13 protein-coding genes and 1 riboswitch are annotated in these 18,229 nt (G+C 72.1%); of the genes, 9 read left to right on the top strand and 4 right to left on the bottom strand.

Annotated elements, in window-relative coordinates; translation table 11 throughout:
• Nucleotides 1-12 precede the first annotated feature (12 nt).
• Nucleotides 13-1,083: a CobW family GTP-binding protein gene (locus ACWGIF_RS22110; RefSeq protein WP_453499877.1), complete on the top strand. Its 1,071-nt coding sequence runs from the start codon at nt 13-15 to the stop codon at nt 1,081-1,083.
• Nucleotides 1,084-1,099: 16 nt separating this feature from the next.
• Here the strand turns inward: ACWGIF_RS22110 and ACWGIF_RS22105 are convergent, their stop codons facing one another.
• Both ACWGIF_RS22105 and ACWGIF_RS22100 read right to left on the bottom strand, forming a co-directional pair.
• On the bottom strand, nt 1,100-3,172 hold the full coding sequence (locus tag ACWGIF_RS22105; RefSeq protein WP_453499875.1) for a restriction endonuclease: 2,073 nt from the start codon (nt 3,170-3,172) through the stop codon (nt 1,100-1,102).
• A 98-nt stretch (nt 3,173-3,270) separates the two neighbouring features.
• Nucleotides 3,271-5,727, bottom strand: a complete 2,457-nt coding sequence (locus ACWGIF_RS22100) for a DNA gyrase/topoisomerase IV subunit A (protein ID WP_453499873.1) — start codon at nt 5,725-5,727, stop codon at nt 3,271-3,273.
• 276 nt (nt 5,728-6,003) lie between these two features.
• On the opposite strand from ACWGIF_RS22100, the gene ACWGIF_RS22095 reads away from it, so the two are divergent.
• From ACWGIF_RS22095 to ACWGIF_RS22080, 4 genes are all read left to right on the top strand, one after another.
• The gene (locus ACWGIF_RS22095; protein ID WP_453499897.1) at nt 6,004-7,356 is read left to right on the top strand and encodes a M16 family metallopeptidase; all 1,353 of its coding nucleotides are present in this window, start codon (nt 6,004-6,006) and stop codon (nt 7,354-7,356) included.
• A gap of 20 nt (nt 7,357-7,376) precedes the next feature.
• Nucleotides 7,377-8,744, top strand: a complete 1,368-nt coding sequence (locus ACWGIF_RS22090; RefSeq protein WP_453499895.1) for a M16 family metallopeptidase — start codon at nt 7,377-7,379, stop codon at nt 8,742-8,744.
• Nucleotides 8,745-8,962: 218 nt separating this feature from the next.
• Nucleotides 8,963-9,121, top strand: a riboswitch (cyclic di-AMP (ydaO/yuaA leader).
• A 13-nt stretch (nt 9,122-9,134) separates the two neighbouring features.
• On the top strand, nt 9,135-9,935 hold the full coding sequence (locus ACWGIF_RS22085; protein ID WP_453499871.1) for a M23 family metallopeptidase: 801 nt from the start codon (nt 9,135-9,137) through the stop codon (nt 9,933-9,935).
• Nucleotides 9,936-10,119: 184 nt separating this feature from the next.
• The gene (locus ACWGIF_RS22080; RefSeq protein WP_453499869.1) at nt 10,120-10,797 is read left to right on the top strand and encodes a GntR family transcriptional regulator; all 678 of its coding nucleotides are present in this window, start codon (nt 10,120-10,122) and stop codon (nt 10,795-10,797) included.
• 662 nt (nt 10,798-11,459) lie between these two features.
• On the opposite strand, the gene ACWGIF_RS22075 is transcribed toward ACWGIF_RS22080, so the two are convergent.
• Nucleotides 11,460-11,741 (bottom strand): HPr family phosphocarrier protein, encoded by a 282-nt coding sequence (locus tag ACWGIF_RS22075; protein WP_397732243.1) that lies wholly within the window; start codon nt 11,739-11,741, stop codon nt 11,460-11,462.
• A gap of 183 nt (nt 11,742-11,924) precedes the next feature.
• On the opposite strand from ACWGIF_RS22075, the gene ACWGIF_RS22070 reads away from it, so the two are divergent.
• From ACWGIF_RS22070 to ACWGIF_RS22055, 4 genes are all read left to right on the top strand, one after another.
• On the top strand, nt 11,925-14,747 hold the full coding sequence (locus ACWGIF_RS22070) for a bifunctional acetate--CoA ligase family protein/GNAT family N-acetyltransferase (RefSeq protein WP_453499867.1): 2,823 nt from the start codon (nt 11,925-11,927) through the stop codon (nt 14,745-14,747).
• Nucleotides 14,748-14,797: 50 nt separating this feature from the next.
• Entirely contained in the window at nt 14,798-15,394 is a 597-nt protein-coding gene (locus ACWGIF_RS22065) for a DUF5998 family protein (RefSeq protein ID WP_030958173.1), read from the top strand.
• A complete protein-coding gene (locus tag ACWGIF_RS22060; RefSeq protein ID WP_453499865.1) occupies nt 15,394-16,596 on the top strand; it encodes an alkaline phosphatase family protein in 1,203 nt (400 codons plus the stop codon). Before ACWGIF_RS22065 ends, ACWGIF_RS22060 begins: the two co-directional genes overlap by 1 nt.
• A 103-nt stretch (nt 16,597-16,699) precedes the next feature.
• Nucleotides 16,700-17,350, top strand: coding sequence for a thymidine kinase (locus tag ACWGIF_RS22055; protein WP_453499863.1), 651 nt, complete (start codon nt 16,700-16,702; stop codon nt 17,348-17,350).
• 108 nt (nt 17,351-17,458) lie between these two features.
• On the opposite strand, the gene ACWGIF_RS22050 is transcribed toward ACWGIF_RS22055, so the two are convergent.
• Nucleotides 17,459-18,196 carry an SCO6745 family protein gene (locus ACWGIF_RS22050; protein WP_453499861.1) on the bottom strand — a complete coding sequence of 246 codons (738 nt, stop codon included), beginning with the start codon at nt 18,194-18,196 and terminating at the stop codon, nt 17,459-17,461.
• Between the last annotated feature and the right edge of the window lie 33 nt (nt 18,197-18,229).

Below are 18,229 nucleotides of genomic sequence, written 5' to 3'. Positions count from 1 at the left end.
ACGATCGACCGGATGAACAGCAGGCAGCCCATCCCCGTCGTCGTCCTCGCCGGATTCCTCGGATCCGGCAAGACCACCGTGCTGAACCACCTCCTCGCCGGCCGCGGGGGTACCCGGATCGGGGTCGTCGTCAACGACTTCGGGTCGATCGAGATCGATGCGATGTCGGTGGCCGGCCAGGTCGGGGACTCGATGGTCTCCCTCGGTGCAGGCTGCCTGTGCTGCGCCGTCGACGGCAGCGAGCTGGACGCGTACCTGGAGAAGCTCTCCGCTCCCGTCCACAGGATCGACGTGATCGTCATCGAGGCGAGCGGGCTGGCCGAGCCCCAGGAGATGATCCGGATGCTCATGGCCAGCGAGAACCCCGCCATCCGCTACGGCGGAATGGTGGAGGTCGTGGACGCGGCCGAATTCGATGCGACCCGGGCCAGGCACCCGGAGACCGACCGCCACCTCGCCGTCGCGGACCTGGTGGTGCTCAACAAGACCGACCGGGTGGACGCGGCCGAGCGGGCCCGGATCGAGCGGGAACTGGCCGGGATCTGTGCCCCCGGCACCCCCGTCGTGGGCGCCGACCACGGGCGGATCGACCCGGAACTGCTCTTCGACCGCCGGCCCTGGACCGAGACGCGGGGGCAGCTGTCATTCGAAGACCTCCTCGCGGAGGCCGGCGGACACGACCACTGCACCCACGCGCACGCCGCTTACGAGAGCACGGAATTCGCCTCCGAACAGGCCCTGTCCCCGCGCCGGTTCATCGACTTCCTCGACCGCCGCCCGGCAGGGCTCTACCGGATCAAGGGCTTCGTCTGGTTCGGGGTGACCGGCCACGAGGAGAAGTACGAGATCCACGCGGTCGGCCGCTTCCTCCGCTTCGCCCCGCACCCGTGGGGCAAGGGCGAACCCCGCCTGACACAGCTGGTCCTGATCGGCGCAGGCACCGACGGCCCGGCCCTGCTGCGCGAACTGGAGGCCTGCCGGGAACCGGCCCCGCACGCGGTCAGCCCCGAGAGCATGTGGGGCGTACTGCGCTATGTGGCCCGGCCCGCGGAACCCGCTACCGAGGCCCCGGAGCAGGCCTAGGGCTAAAGGGGCAGCCCTAAGCGACCTCGACGCCGTACTCGCTCAGCAGGGCCTCCAGGCCGCTGCGGTAGCCCTTGCCGCCGATCACGAAGTCCCAGTCGCCGTTGGACCGGCGGCGGAACGAGCCGAGGACCAGGGCGGTCTCGCCGGGGCGCCCGTCGGAGACGTCCAGTCGGCCGAGTTCCTCGCCGCCGGCGGACAGCAGCCGGATGTGGGCGTCGGTGAACCCGGCGAGGTCGGCGCGGGGATCCACCTCCGGGTCGATCGCGGCCACGAGGACCAGGCGGTCGGCGGATGCGGGCAGGGCGTCGAAGGCGACCTCAAGCGCCGCCTTGTCAGGCACCGCGTGCTCGCGGGACCGTACCGAACCGTCCGGGGTCCGCGTGTTGTTGAAGAAGACGAAGTGGTCCTCGCTCAGCACTCTGTTGCCCGTGCAGACGAGGGCGCAGACGTCCAGGGCGACCGAACCCGACCAGGACATGCCGAGCACGTTGTGGTCCGCCGCGGGAACGGGCTCGGGCGCCTGCCGCGCGGGCGCCGCAGCGGCGCCGCCGCCGAGCCGGCCGCGAAGCCCGTACTGGCGGAGCAGATCGACCAGATCCGTTCCGGGAACCAACTCCAGCGGCTTGCCGTTGGCAAAGGTGTACGACCCCGGCCCGAAGGACGCGGTGGTGACCAGCACCCCCTTGTTCGCCCCCTTGTCCTGGACCGTGCCGTACAGATCACGCACGGCCGTCGGCGGCACCGTGTTCCGGTAGCGCTTGACCTGCACCACGATCCGCCCGCCCCGGATCGGCGCTGGGTCCACCGCCTCCACGTCCACCCCACCGTCGCCCGACCGCCGCGTCGTCACCGCCTCCATGCCCATCGCCCGGAACAGCTCGGCGACCAGGTTCTCGAAGGCGATCGGATCCATCACGAAGAGGTCCGGCTCGTCCTCGTCCGCGTCGCCCGCGTGCCCGCCGTGGCTGACGACACCTCCGCCGACCTCGTCGGGCCGGCGCCCGGGGCGTACCGTCGTCAGCAGGTCGGGCCGTGCCGACAGCTGCCCGCCCAACCCCGAAACCAGACAGTCCACCGCGCTCACCTGCTCCAGCTGCAGCCCGGCGAAAGCGCTACGCGCCGCCGGCACCGTGGCGAGCACGAACCGCGCCTCCTGCCCCGTCACCGGATCGTGGCAGTCCACGAAGCCGTTGACCACGACCGAGTCCAATACGCCGAACTCGTCCGCCGCGTACAGCTCGCGCACCACCAGGAGCAGGCACTGAGCCAGCAGGTCCCGGTACAGCGCACGTCGTTCCGTGACCGGGCGGGGCTTCACCTTGTCCTGGTCCGTGCTCGGCAGGTACTGCACCGCCCGGGCCTCGGGTACCACCGCATATCCGGGCAGTTCCCAGTCCAGCACCAGCTGGCGCGCGGCAGGGTCGTACGCGGCCGCCACCTGCCTCGGCAGTGCCTCGGGCCAGGCCGTCGAGGCGTACAGGGCCGCCGAGAAGTACTCCACGGCCGCCTCGGCGTCGCCCGCGCGCAGTGCGCCGGCCAGGTCGGTGAGTCCGCCGTTGTGTGCCTGCATCCCGGCGAGCTGCTGCGCCGCCCACCGGTCGTACTGCTGGCGGTACGCGTCCAGTTGCTGCCGGCGCTGCGCCTCCGCCGCGTTCGCGGCCTGCCAGGCCTGGGTGTACCGGGCGTGCGCCTCCCGCTCCGCCTGGGCCCGGTGGTTCGAGCCGAGCGTCCAGCCCCTGCTCTGCTGCTGGAAGTCCTCGATGCGGGGCATCGGCACCGGGTGCGCCAGGGCCCCGGGGTCGAAGGGCTGCAGCTGGTCCGGCCGGGCCAGGGCGGATATCCGGAACGCCGGCGCCCGGCAGCCCGCGGCCAACAAGCCCTTGAGCGCGTCGACCTCGGCGTCGAGCTGCGCGGTACGCCGCAGGGCCTCGGCCTCGCGGTACTGCCGGTGGCTCCGGTTCGCGTCCCGTTCGTGGGCACGTCGGCGGCGCTCGGCCTCCCGCTGCTGGATCAGCTGGGTCTGTTGCTGACGGCGCTGCGCCTCCGCCCAGTTCCCGATCAGTCCGCTGCCCGCTCGACGGCTCATCAGCTGCGTTCTCCCCCCACCACGTCCAGAGGGAAAACACTAGTCGGCATTCGGGTGGTACGTCCCCCGGACGTACCACCCGAATGGCCTCGTACCTTCTACAGCGCGGCGCCCGCCAGCGCCGCGACGGCCGCGGGCAGCGGCGCCCCCGAGCCGTCCCGGCGCGGGTCCACGGGCGGCAGCTCGGCCGGAGTGCCGTTCGCCGCCGCCGCGCGGACCGGGGAACCGCCCGCCCAGGCCAGCACCAGGACGTCCTCGCCCTTCAGGAACCGCTGGCAGCGCACGCCGCCGGTGGCCCGTCCCTTGCGCGGGTACTGGTCGAAGGGGGTCAGCTTCCCGGACGTCACCGAGTCGTCCAGCGTCCCGTGCGAGCCCGCCACCGTGAAGACCAGGGCCTCCCGGCCGGGGTCCACCGCCGAGAAGTGGATCACCTTCGCGTCGTCGGCGAGCTTGATGCCCGCCATACCGCCGGCCGGGCGGCCCTGCGGGCGGACCTGGCCCGCCGGGTAGCGCAGCAGCTGGGCGTCGTCGGTGATGAAGACCAGATCCTCCTCGCCCGTGCGCAGCTCGACCGCGCCGACGATCCGGTCACCCTCCTTGAGGGTGATGACCTCCAGCTCGTCCTTGTTCGCCGGGTAGTCCGGCACGACGCGCTTGACCACGCCCTGCTCGGTGCCGAGGGCCAGACCCTGCGAGGACTCGTCCAGCGAGGTCAGGCAGATCACCTTCTCGTCCGCCTCCAGACCGGAGAGGAACTCCGAGACCGGGGCGCCGCCCGCCAGGTTCGGCGCGGCGTGGGTGTCCGGCAGCTGCGGCAGGTCGATCACCGACAGCCGCAGCAGCCGCCCGTACGAGGTGACCGCGCCGATCTCGGCCCGGGCGGTGGCCGCGACCTGCGAGACGATCAGGTCGTGCTTGGCGCGGGCGCCGCCCTCCGACTCGGGCAGCGGTTCGCCGGTCACGGTGCGTGCCAGCAGGCCCGTCGAGGACAGCAGCACGCGGCAGGGGTCGTCCGCGACCTCCAGCGGTACCGCGCCGACCGTCGTGCCCGCCGACTCCAGCAGGACCGTACGGCGCTCGGTGCCGAACTTCTTCGCGACGGCGGCCAGTTCCGTGGAGACCAGCTTGCGCAGCTCGGTGTCGGAGTCCAGGATCCCGGTCAGCTCGTCGATCTCGCCGGTCAGCCGGTCGCGCTCGGACTCCAGCTCCAGCCGGTCGAACTTGGTGAGCCGGCGCAGCGGGGTGTCCAGGATGTACTGGGTCTGGATCTCGCTCAGCGAGAACCGCTCGATCAGCCTGGCCTTGGCCTGGGCGGAGTTCTCGCTGTCCCGGATGAGCCGGATGACCTCGTCGATGTCGATGAGGGCCACCAGCAGGCCCTCGACGAGGTGCAGGCGGTCGCGGCGCTTGGTGCGGCGGAACTCGCTGCGCCGCCGGACGACCTCGAAGCGGTGGTCGAGGTAGACCTCCAGCAGCTCCTTGAGGCCCAGCGTCAGCGGCTGCCCGTCCACCAGCGCCACGTTGTTGATGCCGAAGGACTCCTCCATCGGCGTCAGCTTGTAGAGCTGCTCCAGCACGGCCTCCGGGTGGAAGCCGTTCTTGATCTCGATGACCAGGCGCAGGCCGTGCGAGCGGTCGGTGAGGTCCTTGACGTCGGCGATCCCCTGGAGCTTCTTCGAGCCGACCAGGTCCTTGATCTTCGCGATGACCTTCTCGGGGCCGACCGTGAAGGGCAGTTCGGTGACGACCAGGCCCTTGCGCCGCGCCGTCACGTTCTCCACGGTCACCGTCGCGCGGATCTTGAAGGTGCCGCGGCCGTTCTCGTAGGCGTCCTTGATGCCCGAGAGCCCGACGATCCGGCCGCCCGTGGGCAGGTCGGGACCCGGCACGAAGCGCATCAGCGCCTCCAGGTCCGCGTGGGGGTGGCGGATCAGGTGACGGGCGGCCGCGATGACCTCGCCGAGGTTGTGCGGGGGCATGTTGGTGGCCATGCCGACCGCGATCCCGGACGCGCCGTTGACCAGCAGGTTCGGGTACGCGGCGGGCAGCGCGACCGGCTCGCGCTCCTGGCCGTCGTAGTTCGCGGTGAAGTCGACGGTGTCCTCGTCGATCGACTCCGTCATGAGTGACGTGGCGTCGGCCATCTTGCACTCGGTGTAACGCATCGCGGCCGGCGGGTCGTCGTTGCCGAGCGAGCCGAAGTTGCCGTGGCCGTCGACCAGCGGCAGCCGCATCGAGAAGGGCTGGGCCATGCGCACCAGCGCGTCGTAGATGGACGCGTCGCCGTGGGGGTGGAGCTTGCCCATGACCTCGCCGACGACACGGGCGCACTTCACGTAGCCGCGGTCGGGGCGCAGCCCCATCTCGTTCATCTGGTACACGATGCGGCGGTGCACCGGCTTCATGCCGTCCCGGGCGTCGGGCAGGGCACGGGAGTAGATCACCGAGTACGCGTACTCGAGGAAGGAGCCCTGCATTTCGTCGACGACGTCGATGTCGAGGATCTTCTCCTCGAAATCCTCCGGCGGCGGGGTCTTCGTGCTGCGGCGGGCCATCGCTGCGCGGCTCCTTAACCAAGAATGGGGTGTGCTGGGTGTCTGGCTGGGTGTGGCTGGGTCTGGCTTGGGTCTGGCTGGGTCGGGTGGGTGTCCGGCGGGTATGACGCGGACCATTGTGGCCCGAGGCACCGACAACGCCGACTCCGACCCCGGGGGTCCCCCGGACGGAGTCCAGGGGCGTGACCCGGGAACTTATCCGGCACTCGACGCGCTTGCATACAGTGGCAGGTCTGACAGAAATCTCTGCATCGCGATCGAAGGGACCACATGCCCATGGGTCACACGGCCACAGCCCAGGCCGGCTCCGGCGGCCTGACAGCGACCGAGCACCGGCTGGCCAACGGCCTGCGCGTGGTGCTTTCCGAGGACCACCTGACCCCGGTCGCCGCGGTCTGCCTCTGGTACGACGTCGGCTCGCGCCACGAAGTCAAGGGGCGTACCGGCCTGGCTCACCTCTTCGAGCACCTGATGTTCCAGGGCTCGGCGAGCGTACCCGGCAACGGGCACTTCGAACTGGTCCAGGGCGCCGGCGGCTCGCTCAACGGCACCACCAGTTTCGAGCGCACCAACTACTTCGAGACGATGCCGACCCACCAGCTGGAGCTCGCGCTCTGGCTGGAGGCGGACCGGATGGGGTCCCTGCTGGCCGCCCTGGACGACGAGTCCATGGAGAACCAGCGCGACGTCGTCAAGAACGAGCGCCGCCAGCGGTACGACAACGTCCCGTACGGCACGGCGTTCGAGAAGCTGACCGCCCTGGCGTACCCCGAGGGCCACCCGTACCACCACACCCCGATCGGTTCCATGGCCGACCTGGACGCCGCCTCCCTCGAGGACGCGCGCACCTTCTTCCGCACGTACTACGCGCCGAACAACGCGGTGCTGTCGGTCGTCGGGGACATCGACCCGGAGCAGACGCTCGCCTGGGTCGAGAAGTACTTCGGCACCATCCCCGCGCACGACGGCAAGCAGCCGCCCCGCGACGGCTCGCTCCCCGACGTCATCGGTGAGCAGCTGCGCGAGGAGATCGTCGAGGACGTCCCGGCGCGTGCGCTGATGGCCGCCTACCGGCTGCCGCACGACGGCACCCGCGAGTGCGACGCCGCCGACGTGGCGCTGACCATCCTGGGCGGCGGCGAGTCCTCGCTGCTGCACAACCGGCTCGTGCGCCGCGACCAGACGGCCGTCGCGGCCGGCTTCGGCATGCTGCGGCTCGCCGGGGCGCCCTCGCTGGGCTGGCTGGACGTCAAGACCTCCAGCGGGGTCGAGATCCCCGCCATCGAGGCGGCCGTGGACGAGGAGCTCGCGCGGTTCGCCGCCGAGGGCCCCACGGCCGAGGAGATGGAGCGCGCCCAGGCGCAGCTGGAGCGCGAATGGCTGGACCGGCTGAGCACGGTGGCCGGCCGCGCCGACGAACTGTGCCGCTTCGCGGTGCTGTTCGGCGACCCGCAGCTGGCGCTGACCGCCGTCCAGCGCGTCCTCGACGTCACCGCCGAGGAGGTGCAGGCCGTGGCCGCGGCCCGACTGCGCCCGGACAACCGTGCGGTGCTCGTCTACGAGCCCATCGCCGCAGAAGAGGGCGATGAGCCCGACCAGCACGACGAGAGCGAGGGGGCGGAGCAGTGAGCGACACCGCAGCCGTCACGATGACCTTCCACCCGCGCCCGCAGGCCGGCGAGCCGCAGCCGTGGGCCTTTCCGGCCCCCGACCGCGGGAAGCTGTCCAACGGGCTGACCCTGCTGCGCTGCCACCGGCCGGGCCAGCAGGTGATCGCGGTCGAGGTCAACCTCGCCGCCCCGCTCGACGCGGAGCCCGAGGGCCTGGACGGCGTGGCGACCATCATGGCGCGCGCGCTCTCCGAGGGCACCGACAAGCACTCCGCCGAGGAGTTCGCGGCCGAGCTGGAGCGCTGCGGGGCCACCCTCGACGCGCACGCCGACCACCCCGGCATCCGGGTCTCCCTGGAGGTCCCGGCCTCCCGGCTGCCCAAGGCGCTGGGCCTGCTCGCCGAGGCGCTGCGCGCCCCCGCCTTCGCCGACTCCGAGGTCGACCGGCTGGTGCGCAACCGGCTCGACGAGATCCCGCACGAGCTGGCCAACCCGCAGCGCCGCGCCGCCAAGCAGCTGTCCAAGGAGCTCTTCCCGGCCTCCCTGCGGATGTCCCGGCCGCGCCAGGGCACCGAGGAGACGGTCGCCCGTATCGACTCCACCGCCGTACGCGCCTTCTATGAGGCCCACGTACGCCCGGCCACTGCCACCGCGGTGGTCGTCGGCGACCTGACCGGCATCGACCTGGACGCCGTGCTGGCGGACACCCTGGGCACCTGGACGGGCAACGCCGCCGAGGCGCTCCCGGTGCCCGCGGTGACCGCCGACGACACCGGCCGCGTGGTCATCGTGGACCGGCCCGGAGCGGTCCAGACGCAGCTGCTGATCGGGCGGATCGGGCCGGACCGCCACGACCGGGTCTGGGCGGCCCAGGTGCTGGGCACGTACTGCCTGGGCGGCACCCTCACCTCCCGCCTGGACAAGGTGCTGCGCGAGGAGAAGGGGTACACGTACGGCGTGCGCGCCTTCGGCCAGGTGCTGCGCTCCACCGCGGACGGCAAGGGCGCCTCGATGCTCGCCATCAGCGGCTCGGTGGACACCCCCAACACGGGGCCGGCGCTGGACGACCTCTGGAAGGTGCTGCGCACCCTCGCGGAAGGCGGTCTGACCGACGCCGAACGTGACGTGGCCGTACAGAACTTGGTGGGCGTGGCCCCGCTGAAGTTCGAGACGGCGGCCTCGGTGGCCGGCACGCTGGCCGATCAGGTCGAGCAGGAGCTGCCGGACGACTACCAGGCGCAGTTGTATGCGCAGCTCGCCGAAACCGGCACGGTGGAGGCCACTTCGGCGGTCGTGAAGGCCTTCCCGGCGGACCGGCTGGTGACGGTCCTGGTGGGCGACGCGGCGCTGATCGAGGAGCCCGTGCGGGCGCTCGGGATCGGTGACGTCACGGTCGTCGCCAACTGACGGCCTCATGAGCGTCAACTGACGGCCATTTGAGGCGTATGTGCAAGGGGCTCTGGCGGCTTGTCCGTCAGGGCCCTTTTTGTCTGTTTAGTGGTGAGGTTGCTTTTATGTGATGTGGCGTACGCAACAAAAAGCCGTGTCTGTTTGGCGATTGACTGATGATCCGCCTAGCGTCGGCCGTGCTGTCCGTCAGTTGTGCCCGCCGCACCCGCGGCACCGGGCAGCGATCGCCGAGTCCCCGTCAGGCGCGAGCCTGGGGAGCCGGGGACCCACATGAGTCCCTGGGGTGAATCGGACCCCCTCGCAAGAGGAGGCCCGTAGGAGACCTTCCTGCTCCGAACCCGTCAGCTAACCCGGTAGGCGAGAAGGAAGGAAAGGATCAAACCCTTCATGGCGTTTGGCAGTCGTCCCGCTGGTTCCGGCAAGCACCGTGGTTCCAGCCGCCTGAGCAAGAAGACCGCCGGTTACGCCGGTATCGCCGCGATCGCCACGACGGGTGTCGTCGGCTCCCTCGCCGCCCCGGCCTTCGCCGCGGACAACCACAGCAGCTCCGCCCCGGAGAACGGGCTGGGTGCCGTGGTCGTCGCCGAGGACCTCGCGGGCGATCTCGCCGACCAGGCCGAGTCCCAGCAGCGCCTCGCCGACCAGGCCGCCGCCAAGGCCCAGGCCGAGGCCGAGGCCAAGCAGAAGGCCGCCGAGGCCAAGCGCCTCGCCGAGGCCAAGGCGAAGGCCGAGCGCGACGCCGCCGAGCGCGCCGCCCGCGAGGAGGAGCGCAAGCGCCTCAACACCTTCGTGTCGCCGCTCGACAGCTCGTACGTCAGCACGCAGTACAAGGCGGGCGGCGGCATGTGGTCCTCCGGCAGCCACACGGGCATCGACTTCCACGCCGCCTCCGGCACCTCGGTCCACGCGGTGGGCTCCGGTACCGTCGTCGAGGCCGGCTGGGGCGGCGCGTACGGCAACAACGTCGTCATCAAGCACAACGACGGTTCGTACACGCAGTACGGTCACCTGCTCTCGCTGAGCGTCTCCGTCGGCCAGCAGGTCACCCCCGGCCAGCAGATCGGCCTGTCGGGCTCCACCGGCAACTCCAGCGGCCCGCACCTGCACTTCGAGGCCCGCACGGGCTCGCAGTACGGCTCGGACGTCGACCCGATCGCGTACCTGCGCTCGCACGGCGTCAGCCTCTGACTCCGTCCCGCACCGCTTCACCGAAGACCCCGGCTCCCCGAGCCGGGGTTTTTGTGTTGCATCTTCGTGCAAATGTTTCGTATTTCCGGCCGCTCTCGGAAATTATCGTGTGTTCCCATAGAGTTGCAGCGCACGCATGGGCGTGCGAGGGGACTGGCAGTCGGAAATAGGCGGAGGTTCGGTCTTGCGTATTCCTGCGCACGCGGTATGCACAGCAATCCGCGACGACATCGTCTCCGGGGTGTTCGAACCGGGCAGTCGGCTGACCGAGGAGGTGCTGGCCCGCCGGTACGGAGTCTCGCGCGTCCCGGTCCGCGAGGCGCTGCGGACCCTGGAGTCCGAGGGGTTCGTGACCACGCGCCGCCATGCGGGGGCCTGCGTGGCCGAGCCGACCGAGCAGGAGGCCGCGGACCTCCTGGAGGTACGGATGCTTCTGGAGCCCCTGGCGGCCGCCCGGGCGGCCCGGCGTCGCACCGAGGCGCACCTCAAGGTGTTGCGCGGGCTGGTCAGACTGGGGCAGGAGCGCGCCAGGCGCGGCCAGGGGGAAGATCTGCGGTCCTTGGGCGGCTGGTTCCACGAGACGCTCGCGCAGGCGTCCGCCAGCCCCGGGCTGATCGCGCTGCTGACGCAGATGCGGCACAAGATCGCGTGGATGTACGTGGTGGAGGCGCCGGCCCGGCCCGTGGAGTCCTGGGCGGAGCACGGCGCGATCGTGGACGCGGTGGCGCGCGGGGACGCCGAGCGGGCGCGGGCGCTGACGGCGGTGCACGCCGACCGGACGGCGGGGGCGCACCGGCCGCGGCTCCGCCCGGCGGTGAGCACTTCGCAACCTGCCGTAAACATGTCGAGCGGCCGGCATTAACAGAAGCCGTATACAAAGAGTGGAATGGCGGGAATTCGCTGCGCTGCGGCGAGGTGGTTGCAATCCCGGGTCAAATCGCCGTGCCGAATTCCTGCGAGCTTGATGCCGGGGGGCCTGAATTCGGGTGGTCGGCTGATTCTCTGCGCCGAGCCGCATTTCCCGGGTTTCGATTCCTCCGGGCCCGATGCCGGGGCGGGCCCGGATCGGCGTGTCTGGATCGGGTGGGCTCGTCAGGGCCGGGCTCGTGGCTCGTTACGCCCGGGCTCGTTACGGCCGGGCCGTTCAGGCCGGGGGCCAGGCGCTCGCCGGCCCGCCGTCCGGTCGGGGCGGGGCCTGCGCCGGCTCACACGCCGTCAGGGCCGGACGGGAGCCGGAGGGCTCCCGGGCCGGCCCTCGGCGGGCGGGGAGGCCCGCCGAGGGCGGGCGGGCGGCAGGCCGGCTTCGGGCGGGCGGATGGGAGGTCTGTCCCGGCGGGTGAGGAGGCCCGCCGGGACGGACCGCCGAGGGAGGCCCCGCCGGGGGGAGGGGCCTCCCGCAGGGGTGGTCCGATGATCCGCGCGCAGAGCCCCGCCGGTGCCCGGCGCGGAAACGGCGAAGCCGCGGTCCCCGGGGCGTCGGGGGCCGCGGCTCGCCCTGGTCCTGCGTGGGTCGAACCCGAAGGGTCAGACGGTCTCGGGGAGCTCCTCGAGACCCTCGGCGACGAGCTTCGCGAGGCGGTCCAGCGCGGCCTCCGCACCCTCGGCCTCGGAGGCGAGGACGATCTCTTCGCCGCCCTGGGCGCCCAGACCCAGAACCGCCAGCATGGAGCCGGCGTTGACGGGGTCGCCGCCGGACTTCGCGATGGTCACCGGGACGCCGGAGGCGGTCGTCGCACGGACGAAGATCGAGGCGGGACGAGCGTGCAGGCCCTCGGCCCAACCGACGTTGACGCGGCGCTCTGCCATGGTGATGCCCTTCAGGTTCTTACGGTTGTCTAGACCAGTCTCTCACGACACCCGGAATGCTCCGACCGGCCTTCGGCCGGAATCTTCCGCCATTCGACTTCCCCAGCTTGCACTGATTTGCCCGCTGGTGCCGCATGCGCCGCGCGAGCGCTGCCCGGCCCGGTCCGGCCGTAAGGTAGGCCCATGACCATCGAGTCGGACCCCTCGTACCCGGCCCACTGGGAAGCCGATGTCGTCCTTCGCGACGGCGGCACCGCCCGGATCAGGCCCATCACCACCGAGGACGCGGGCCGGCTCGTCAGCTTCTACGAGCAGGTCTCGGACGAGTCGAAGTACTACCGCTTCTTCGCCCCCTACCCCCGGCTCTCCGACCGCGACGTGCGCCGCTTCACGCACCACGACTTCGTGGACCGGGTCGGCCTCGCGGCGACCATCGGCGGGGAGTTCATCGGCACCGTCCGCTACGACCGCATCGGCGCCGACGGCCGGCCCGCCTCCGCGCCCGCCGACGAGGCCGAGGTCGCCTTCCTCGTCCAGGACGCCCACCAGGGCCGCGGCGTCGCCTCCGCCCTCCTCGAACACATCGGCGCGGTGGCCCGGGAGCGCGGCATCTGCCGGTTCGCCGCCGAGGTGCTGCCCGCCAACACCAAGATGATCAAGGTGTTCACCGACGCCGGCTACCAGCAGAAGCGCAGCTTCGAGGACGGCTCCGTCCACCTCACCCTCGACCTCGAACCCACCGCCGAGTCCCTCGCCGTGCAGCGCGCCCGCGAACAGCGCGCCGAGGCCCGCTCGGTGCAGCGACTGCTGGCCCCCGGCTCCGTGGCCGTCATCGGAGTCAGCCGCTCCGGCGCGGGCGTGGGCGCGGCCGCGCTGCGCAACCTGCGGGACAGCGGCTTCCACGGCCACCTCTACGCCGTCAACGAAGCCGTCACGCGCGACCTGCTCGACGGCGTACGCGCCTACCGCAGCGTCGAGGCCGTCGGCGCCCCGGTCGACCTCGCGGTGATCGCGGTTCCGGCGGACCGCGTCCCCGACGCCGTGGCCGCCTGCGGCGAGCACGGGGTGCAGGGGCTCGTCGTCCTGTCCGCCGGATACGGGGACAGCGGCCCGGCCGGACTCGCCCGCCAGCGCGAACTGGTGCGGCAGGTGCGCTCCTACGGCATGCGGCTGATCGGTCCCAACGCCTACGGCGTGATCAACACGGCGCCGGAGGTGGAGCTCAACGCCTCGCTGACCCCCGCGCCGATGCCGATGCGGGGCCGGATCGGCCTGTTCACGCAGTCCGGGGCGATCGGGATCGCCCTGCTCTCCGCGCTGCTCCGGCGCGGCGAAGGACTGTCGTCCTTCGTCTCCGCGGGGAACCGGGCCGACGTCTCCGGCAACGACATCCTGCAGTACTGGTACGACGACGAGACGACCGACGTCGCCCTGATGTACCTCGAAACCCTCGGCAATCCCCGGAAGTTCAGCCGCCTCGCGCGCCGCACCGCGGCCGTGAAGCCGGTGGTCGTCGCCAAGGGCGGCCGCCACACCCCGGCCGGGCACGTCGTCCCCGACACCAGGCTGCCGGAGGCCACCGTCTCCGCCCTGCTGCGGCAGGCCGGTGTCATCCGGGTCGACACGGTCACCGAGTTGGTGGACGTCGGCCTCCTGCTGGCCGGGCAGCCGCTGCCCGCCGGGCCCCGGATCGCGATCCTGGGCAACTCCGAATCCCTCGGCGTCCTCACCTACGACGCCTGCCTGACCCAGGGCCTGCGGCCGCTGCCACCGCTGGACCTGACGACGGCGGCCTCGCCCGAGGACTTCCGCGCCGCCTTGGCCGCCGCGCTCGCCTCCGACGACTGCGACGCGGTGGTGGTCACGGCCATTCCGTGGGTGAGCGAGCACGCGCTGGCCGACGACCTGGCGGACGCGCTTCGGGAGGCCGTGGCCGAGCATCCGGGCAAGCCCGTCGCCGTGGTGCACGTGGAACTCGGCGAGCTGGTCGAAGCTCTTTCCGCCGCGCGGGGCTCTTCCCCCACCCCCTCCCTGCCCGACGCGCCGGAAACGGCGCTGCGCCCCCCGGGGGCTCCTCCCCGGACCCCGTACGGGCCCTCCGCCCCCGTGCCCCCCCGCGCGGGGCGGGTCGGAGCGGACCGGATCCCCAGCTATCCCGCCGCCGAGCGGGCTGTACGGGCCCTCGCCGAAGCCGTCCGGTACGGGCAGTGGCGGCGGGCACTCGCCGAGGTCGGGCAGGTGCCCGAGTACGAGGACATAGACGAGGCCGGTACCGCCGCCCAGCTGGCCGGTCTGCTGGCGGACGTCGACGGCGGGGCCGTGCTGACCCTGACCGACTGGGACGCCCGCGAGCTGCTCGCGCGGTACGGGATCCGCGTCCTGCCCACCCTGCCCGCCCCGAGCCCCGACGCGGCGGTCCGGGCCGCCGGGATCCTGGGCTATCCGGTGGCCCTGAAGACCACCGCCCCGCACCTGCGCCACCGCGCCGACCTGGGCGGCGTACGGCTCGACCTCAGACACGAGGCCGAGCTGAGGCGCTCGTACGAGGAGGTCACCGAGCTGCTCGGGAAGCCGGCCGAGCTTCAGCCGGTGGTGCAGGCGATGGTGCCGCGCGGCGTCGACACCGTGATCCGCTCCGTGATCGACCCGGCGGCGGGCGCCGTCCTCTCCTTCGGGCTGGCCGGCGTCGCCTCCGAGCTGCTCGGGGACACCGCCCACCGGCTCGTCCCCGCCACCGACCGCGACGCCGCCGGACTGATCCGGTCCATCCGGGCGGCCCCCCTCCTCTTCGGCTGGCGCGGCAGCGACCCTGTGGACACCCCGGCGCTGGAGGAACTGCTCCTGCGGGTGTCACGCCTCGTCGACGACCACCCCGAGGTGGTCGGGGTCTCCCTGGAGCCGGTGGTCGTCGCCCCCGAGGGCCTGTCCGTGCTCAGCGCCACCGTCCGCGTGGCGCACCCGCCCGCCCGCGGCGATCTCGGTCCGCGCACCCTCCCCAGTTACTGACCGGGTACGGCGCGGCCTGAGGGCACCGGAGGGGCCTTAGGATGGACCTCATGGCGAAATCCGGTACGACGACCCAGGGGCTGCGCACGGCGATCGAGCGCAGCGGCTACTACCCGGCCCTCGTGGCCGAGGCCGTGGAGGCCGCGGTGGGCGGCGAGCCGATTTCGTCGTACCTGGTCCACCAGGAGACGACCTTCGACTCCAACGAGGTGCGCCGCCACGTCACCGTGCTGGTGCTGACCGGCAACCGCTTCATCGTGAGCCACACCGACGAGCAGGCCGCCGACGCCGGGTCCCCGTCCCCGTACGCGACCACCTCCACCGAGTCGGTCAAGCTCTCCAGCATCTCCTCCGTGGTGCTGAGCCGCGTCGTCGCCAACCCGGAGTCCTACACCCCCGGCACCCTGCCCCGCGAGGTCGTCCTGACCATCGGCTGGGGCGCGGTCTCGCGGATCGACCTGGAGCCGGCAGCCTGCGGCGACCCGAACTGCGACTCCGACCACGGCTACACCGGCAACTCCACCGCCGACGACCTCAGCCTGCGGGTCAGCGAGGCCGGTGACGGCCCGGAGGCCGTGCGCCAGACCCTGGTCTTCGCCCAGGCGCTCAGCGAAGCCACGGCGGCCACTTCGACCTCCGCCCGCTGATGGCGTACTCCGCGGCGCAGGACTGGCCCGAGCCGGAGCTGCTGGACCTGGCCGGTGCCCCCGTCCCGGAGTACGGCACCGGGTCGCTCGCCGACCTGCTGCCCACGCTCGTGGCCGGCCAGGGCGTCCCGGGCTTCACCGCCGCCATCGCCGAGCTGACCCCGGCCGACCGGAACTGCGTGTTCCTGGTCGACGGCATGGGCTGGGAGCAGATCAAGGCCCACCCGGACGAGGCTCCGTACCTCACCTCGCTCCTAGGCAGCTCGCGCGGTGGCACCGGCCGCCCGATCACCTCGGGCTTCCCCGCGACCACCGCCACCTCGCTGGCCTCCGTCGGCACCGGCCTGCCGCCCTCCCGCCACGGCCTGCCCGGCTATGCCGTGCGCAATCCCGCCACCGGCGAGCTGATGAACCAGCTCCGCTGGCATCCGTGGACCCAGCCCAAGCCCTGGCAGCCGTACCCGACGGTCTTCCAGCAGGCCGACAAGGCCGGTGTGGCGACCGCCCAGGTGTCCTCGCCCGCCTTCCAGACCACCCCGCTCACCAAGATCGCACTGAGCGGCGGCACCTTCCACGGACGGATGACGGGCGAGGAGCGGATGGACCTCGCGGCGATCCAGCTCGCGGCCGGCGACCGCTCGCTCGTCTACACGTACTTCAGCGAGCTCGACGGGGCCGGCCACCGCCACGGCGTGGACTCCGACGCCTGGCGCGGCCAGCTGATGCTCGTCGACCGGCTCGTCCAGCGGCTCGCGGAGCAGCTGCCGCCGCGCACAGCGCTGTACGTGACCGCGGACCACGGCATGGTCGACGTCCCCTTCGACGAGGACTCCCGGATCGACTTCGACGAGGACTGGGAGCTGGGCGCCGGCGTGGCCCTGCTGGGCGGCGAGGGCCGGGCCCGGCACGTGTACGCGGTGCCGGGCGCGCAGGCCGACGTGCTGACCGTGTGGCGCGAGGTGCTCGGCGACCGGTTCTGGGTCGCGAGCCGCGAAGAGGCCCTGGAACTGGGCTGGTTCGGGGTGCCGGGGGAGTGCGACGAGCGCGTGCTCGGGCGGATCGGCGACGTGGTCGCGGCCGCCCAGGCCGACGTCGCGATCACCGCGTCGCGCAACGAGCCGAACGAGTCCGCGCTCGTCGGCATGCACGGCTCCATGACCGCGGCGGAGCAGCTGGTCCCCCTGCTCGAGATCCGCAGCTGACGCGCGTCTGGCCCGACCCGCCCCCCGTCCACGCTTGTTCCGCGGCCGCACCCGGCCGCCCGGCCACCACCCTGCCCACGAGCCGAAAGGTCCTGTACTCCCCATGCCCGAGCTGGTGTTCTTCTCCGGAACGATGGACTGCGGAAAGAGCACGCTGGCGCTCCAGATCGCGCACAACCGCGACGCGCGGGGACTCCAGGGCGTGATCTTCACCCGTGACGACCGTGCGGGCGAGGGCAAGCTCTCCTCCCGCCTCGGCCTCGTCACCGAAGCGGTCGAGGCGCCGGAGGGCATGGACCTGTACGCGTACCTGGTCGCTCAGCTGTCGAAGGGCGGCAAGGCGGACTACGTGATCGTGGACGAGGCGCAGTTCCTGGCCCCTGAGCAGATCGATCAGCTGGCCCGGATCGTGGACGACCTCGGGCTGGACGTCTTCGCCTTCGGTATCACCACCGACTTCCGTACGAAGCTGTTCCCGGGCTCGCAGCGCCTGATCGAGCTCGCGGACCGCCTGGAACAGCTCCAGGTGGAGGCCCTGTGCTGGTGCGGCGCCCGCGCCACGCACAACGCCCGTACGGTGGGCGGGGCGATGGTGGTCGAGGGCGCCCAGGTCGTGGTCGGCGACGTGAACCGCCCGGCGGAGGAGATCGGCTACGAGGTCCTCTGCCGCCGCCACCACCGCAAGCGGATGACGAGCGCGGCGGCCCACGCGGGCGCCCTCTCCCCGGACGTCCTCCCGGTCAACCACGCCTGACCGTAAGCAAACCCCGCGCCCTCCGGACAGCGAACCCCGGTCCACCCGGTCCGGGCATGGCTGCTCGGGCTGCTCGCCTCGTGCCTCGTCCGTGCTTCCGGCGTCCCGTTACGGGGTCGGGGAAGCGGTCAATCCGTCGACGAGTCGGGCGAATGCGCTGCGCTGTCGATCAGTCAGGGCGGCGTAGAGCGGCGCCTGCAGTTCGTCGGTGAGTTGCTCTGCACGCCGCCAACGCGGGATCAGGGTTGCGGCGACGGGATGTGGCTCCCGCCAGCCGTAGTGGGCCGCCTGCTCGACGCCGAGGTTGACGACCATCGCTGCTCGGGCGCTCAGGCCGCTCAGGCGCACCGCCGCCAGATGGCAGGCGCCACGGTGTTCCCGCAGTACGTGCACGCGTTGCATGGCCGCACCGACCGGGTCGTCGTCGGGGCAGGCCTGCGCGCGCCAGCCGGCGAACAGGGGCAGCGCGGCGGCGTCGGCGGCGTCGATCAGATGTTGTGCCAAGCGGTTGAAGTGCTCCACGTCGACGTCGGCGGGGACGTGGGCGCGCCCCCAGGACCGCACGGCCTGTGCGTAGCAGGCGGCGGCTTCCTCCGCCGGCATCACGGGCCGTCCTGCCTCCCAGCCGGTGATCACCAGCTCGGGGCCGAGGAATCCCTGTACCGCTTGGACCACCGAGGCCGGTGCCTCACCGAGCACCCCGAACCGTCCGCGGCAGTAGAAGCCCCGTCCTGGGGGGAACCCGGCACGCAGGCCGACGGCGGCGGTCGCCTCGTCGGACATGAACTCGTCACCGAAGTCGTGGAGGGGCCGTGCCACTGCGGCGATGCAATCGAGGATTTCCATGCGCCGAAGGTCGCTCACGCCCACTCAACAGGT

The sequence above is a fragment of the Streptomyces sp. NPDC054849 genome, from assembly GCF_053610945.1.
Note: the sequence above shows the minus strand (reverse complement) of the source record. Positions and strands in the feature narration are given on the sequence as shown.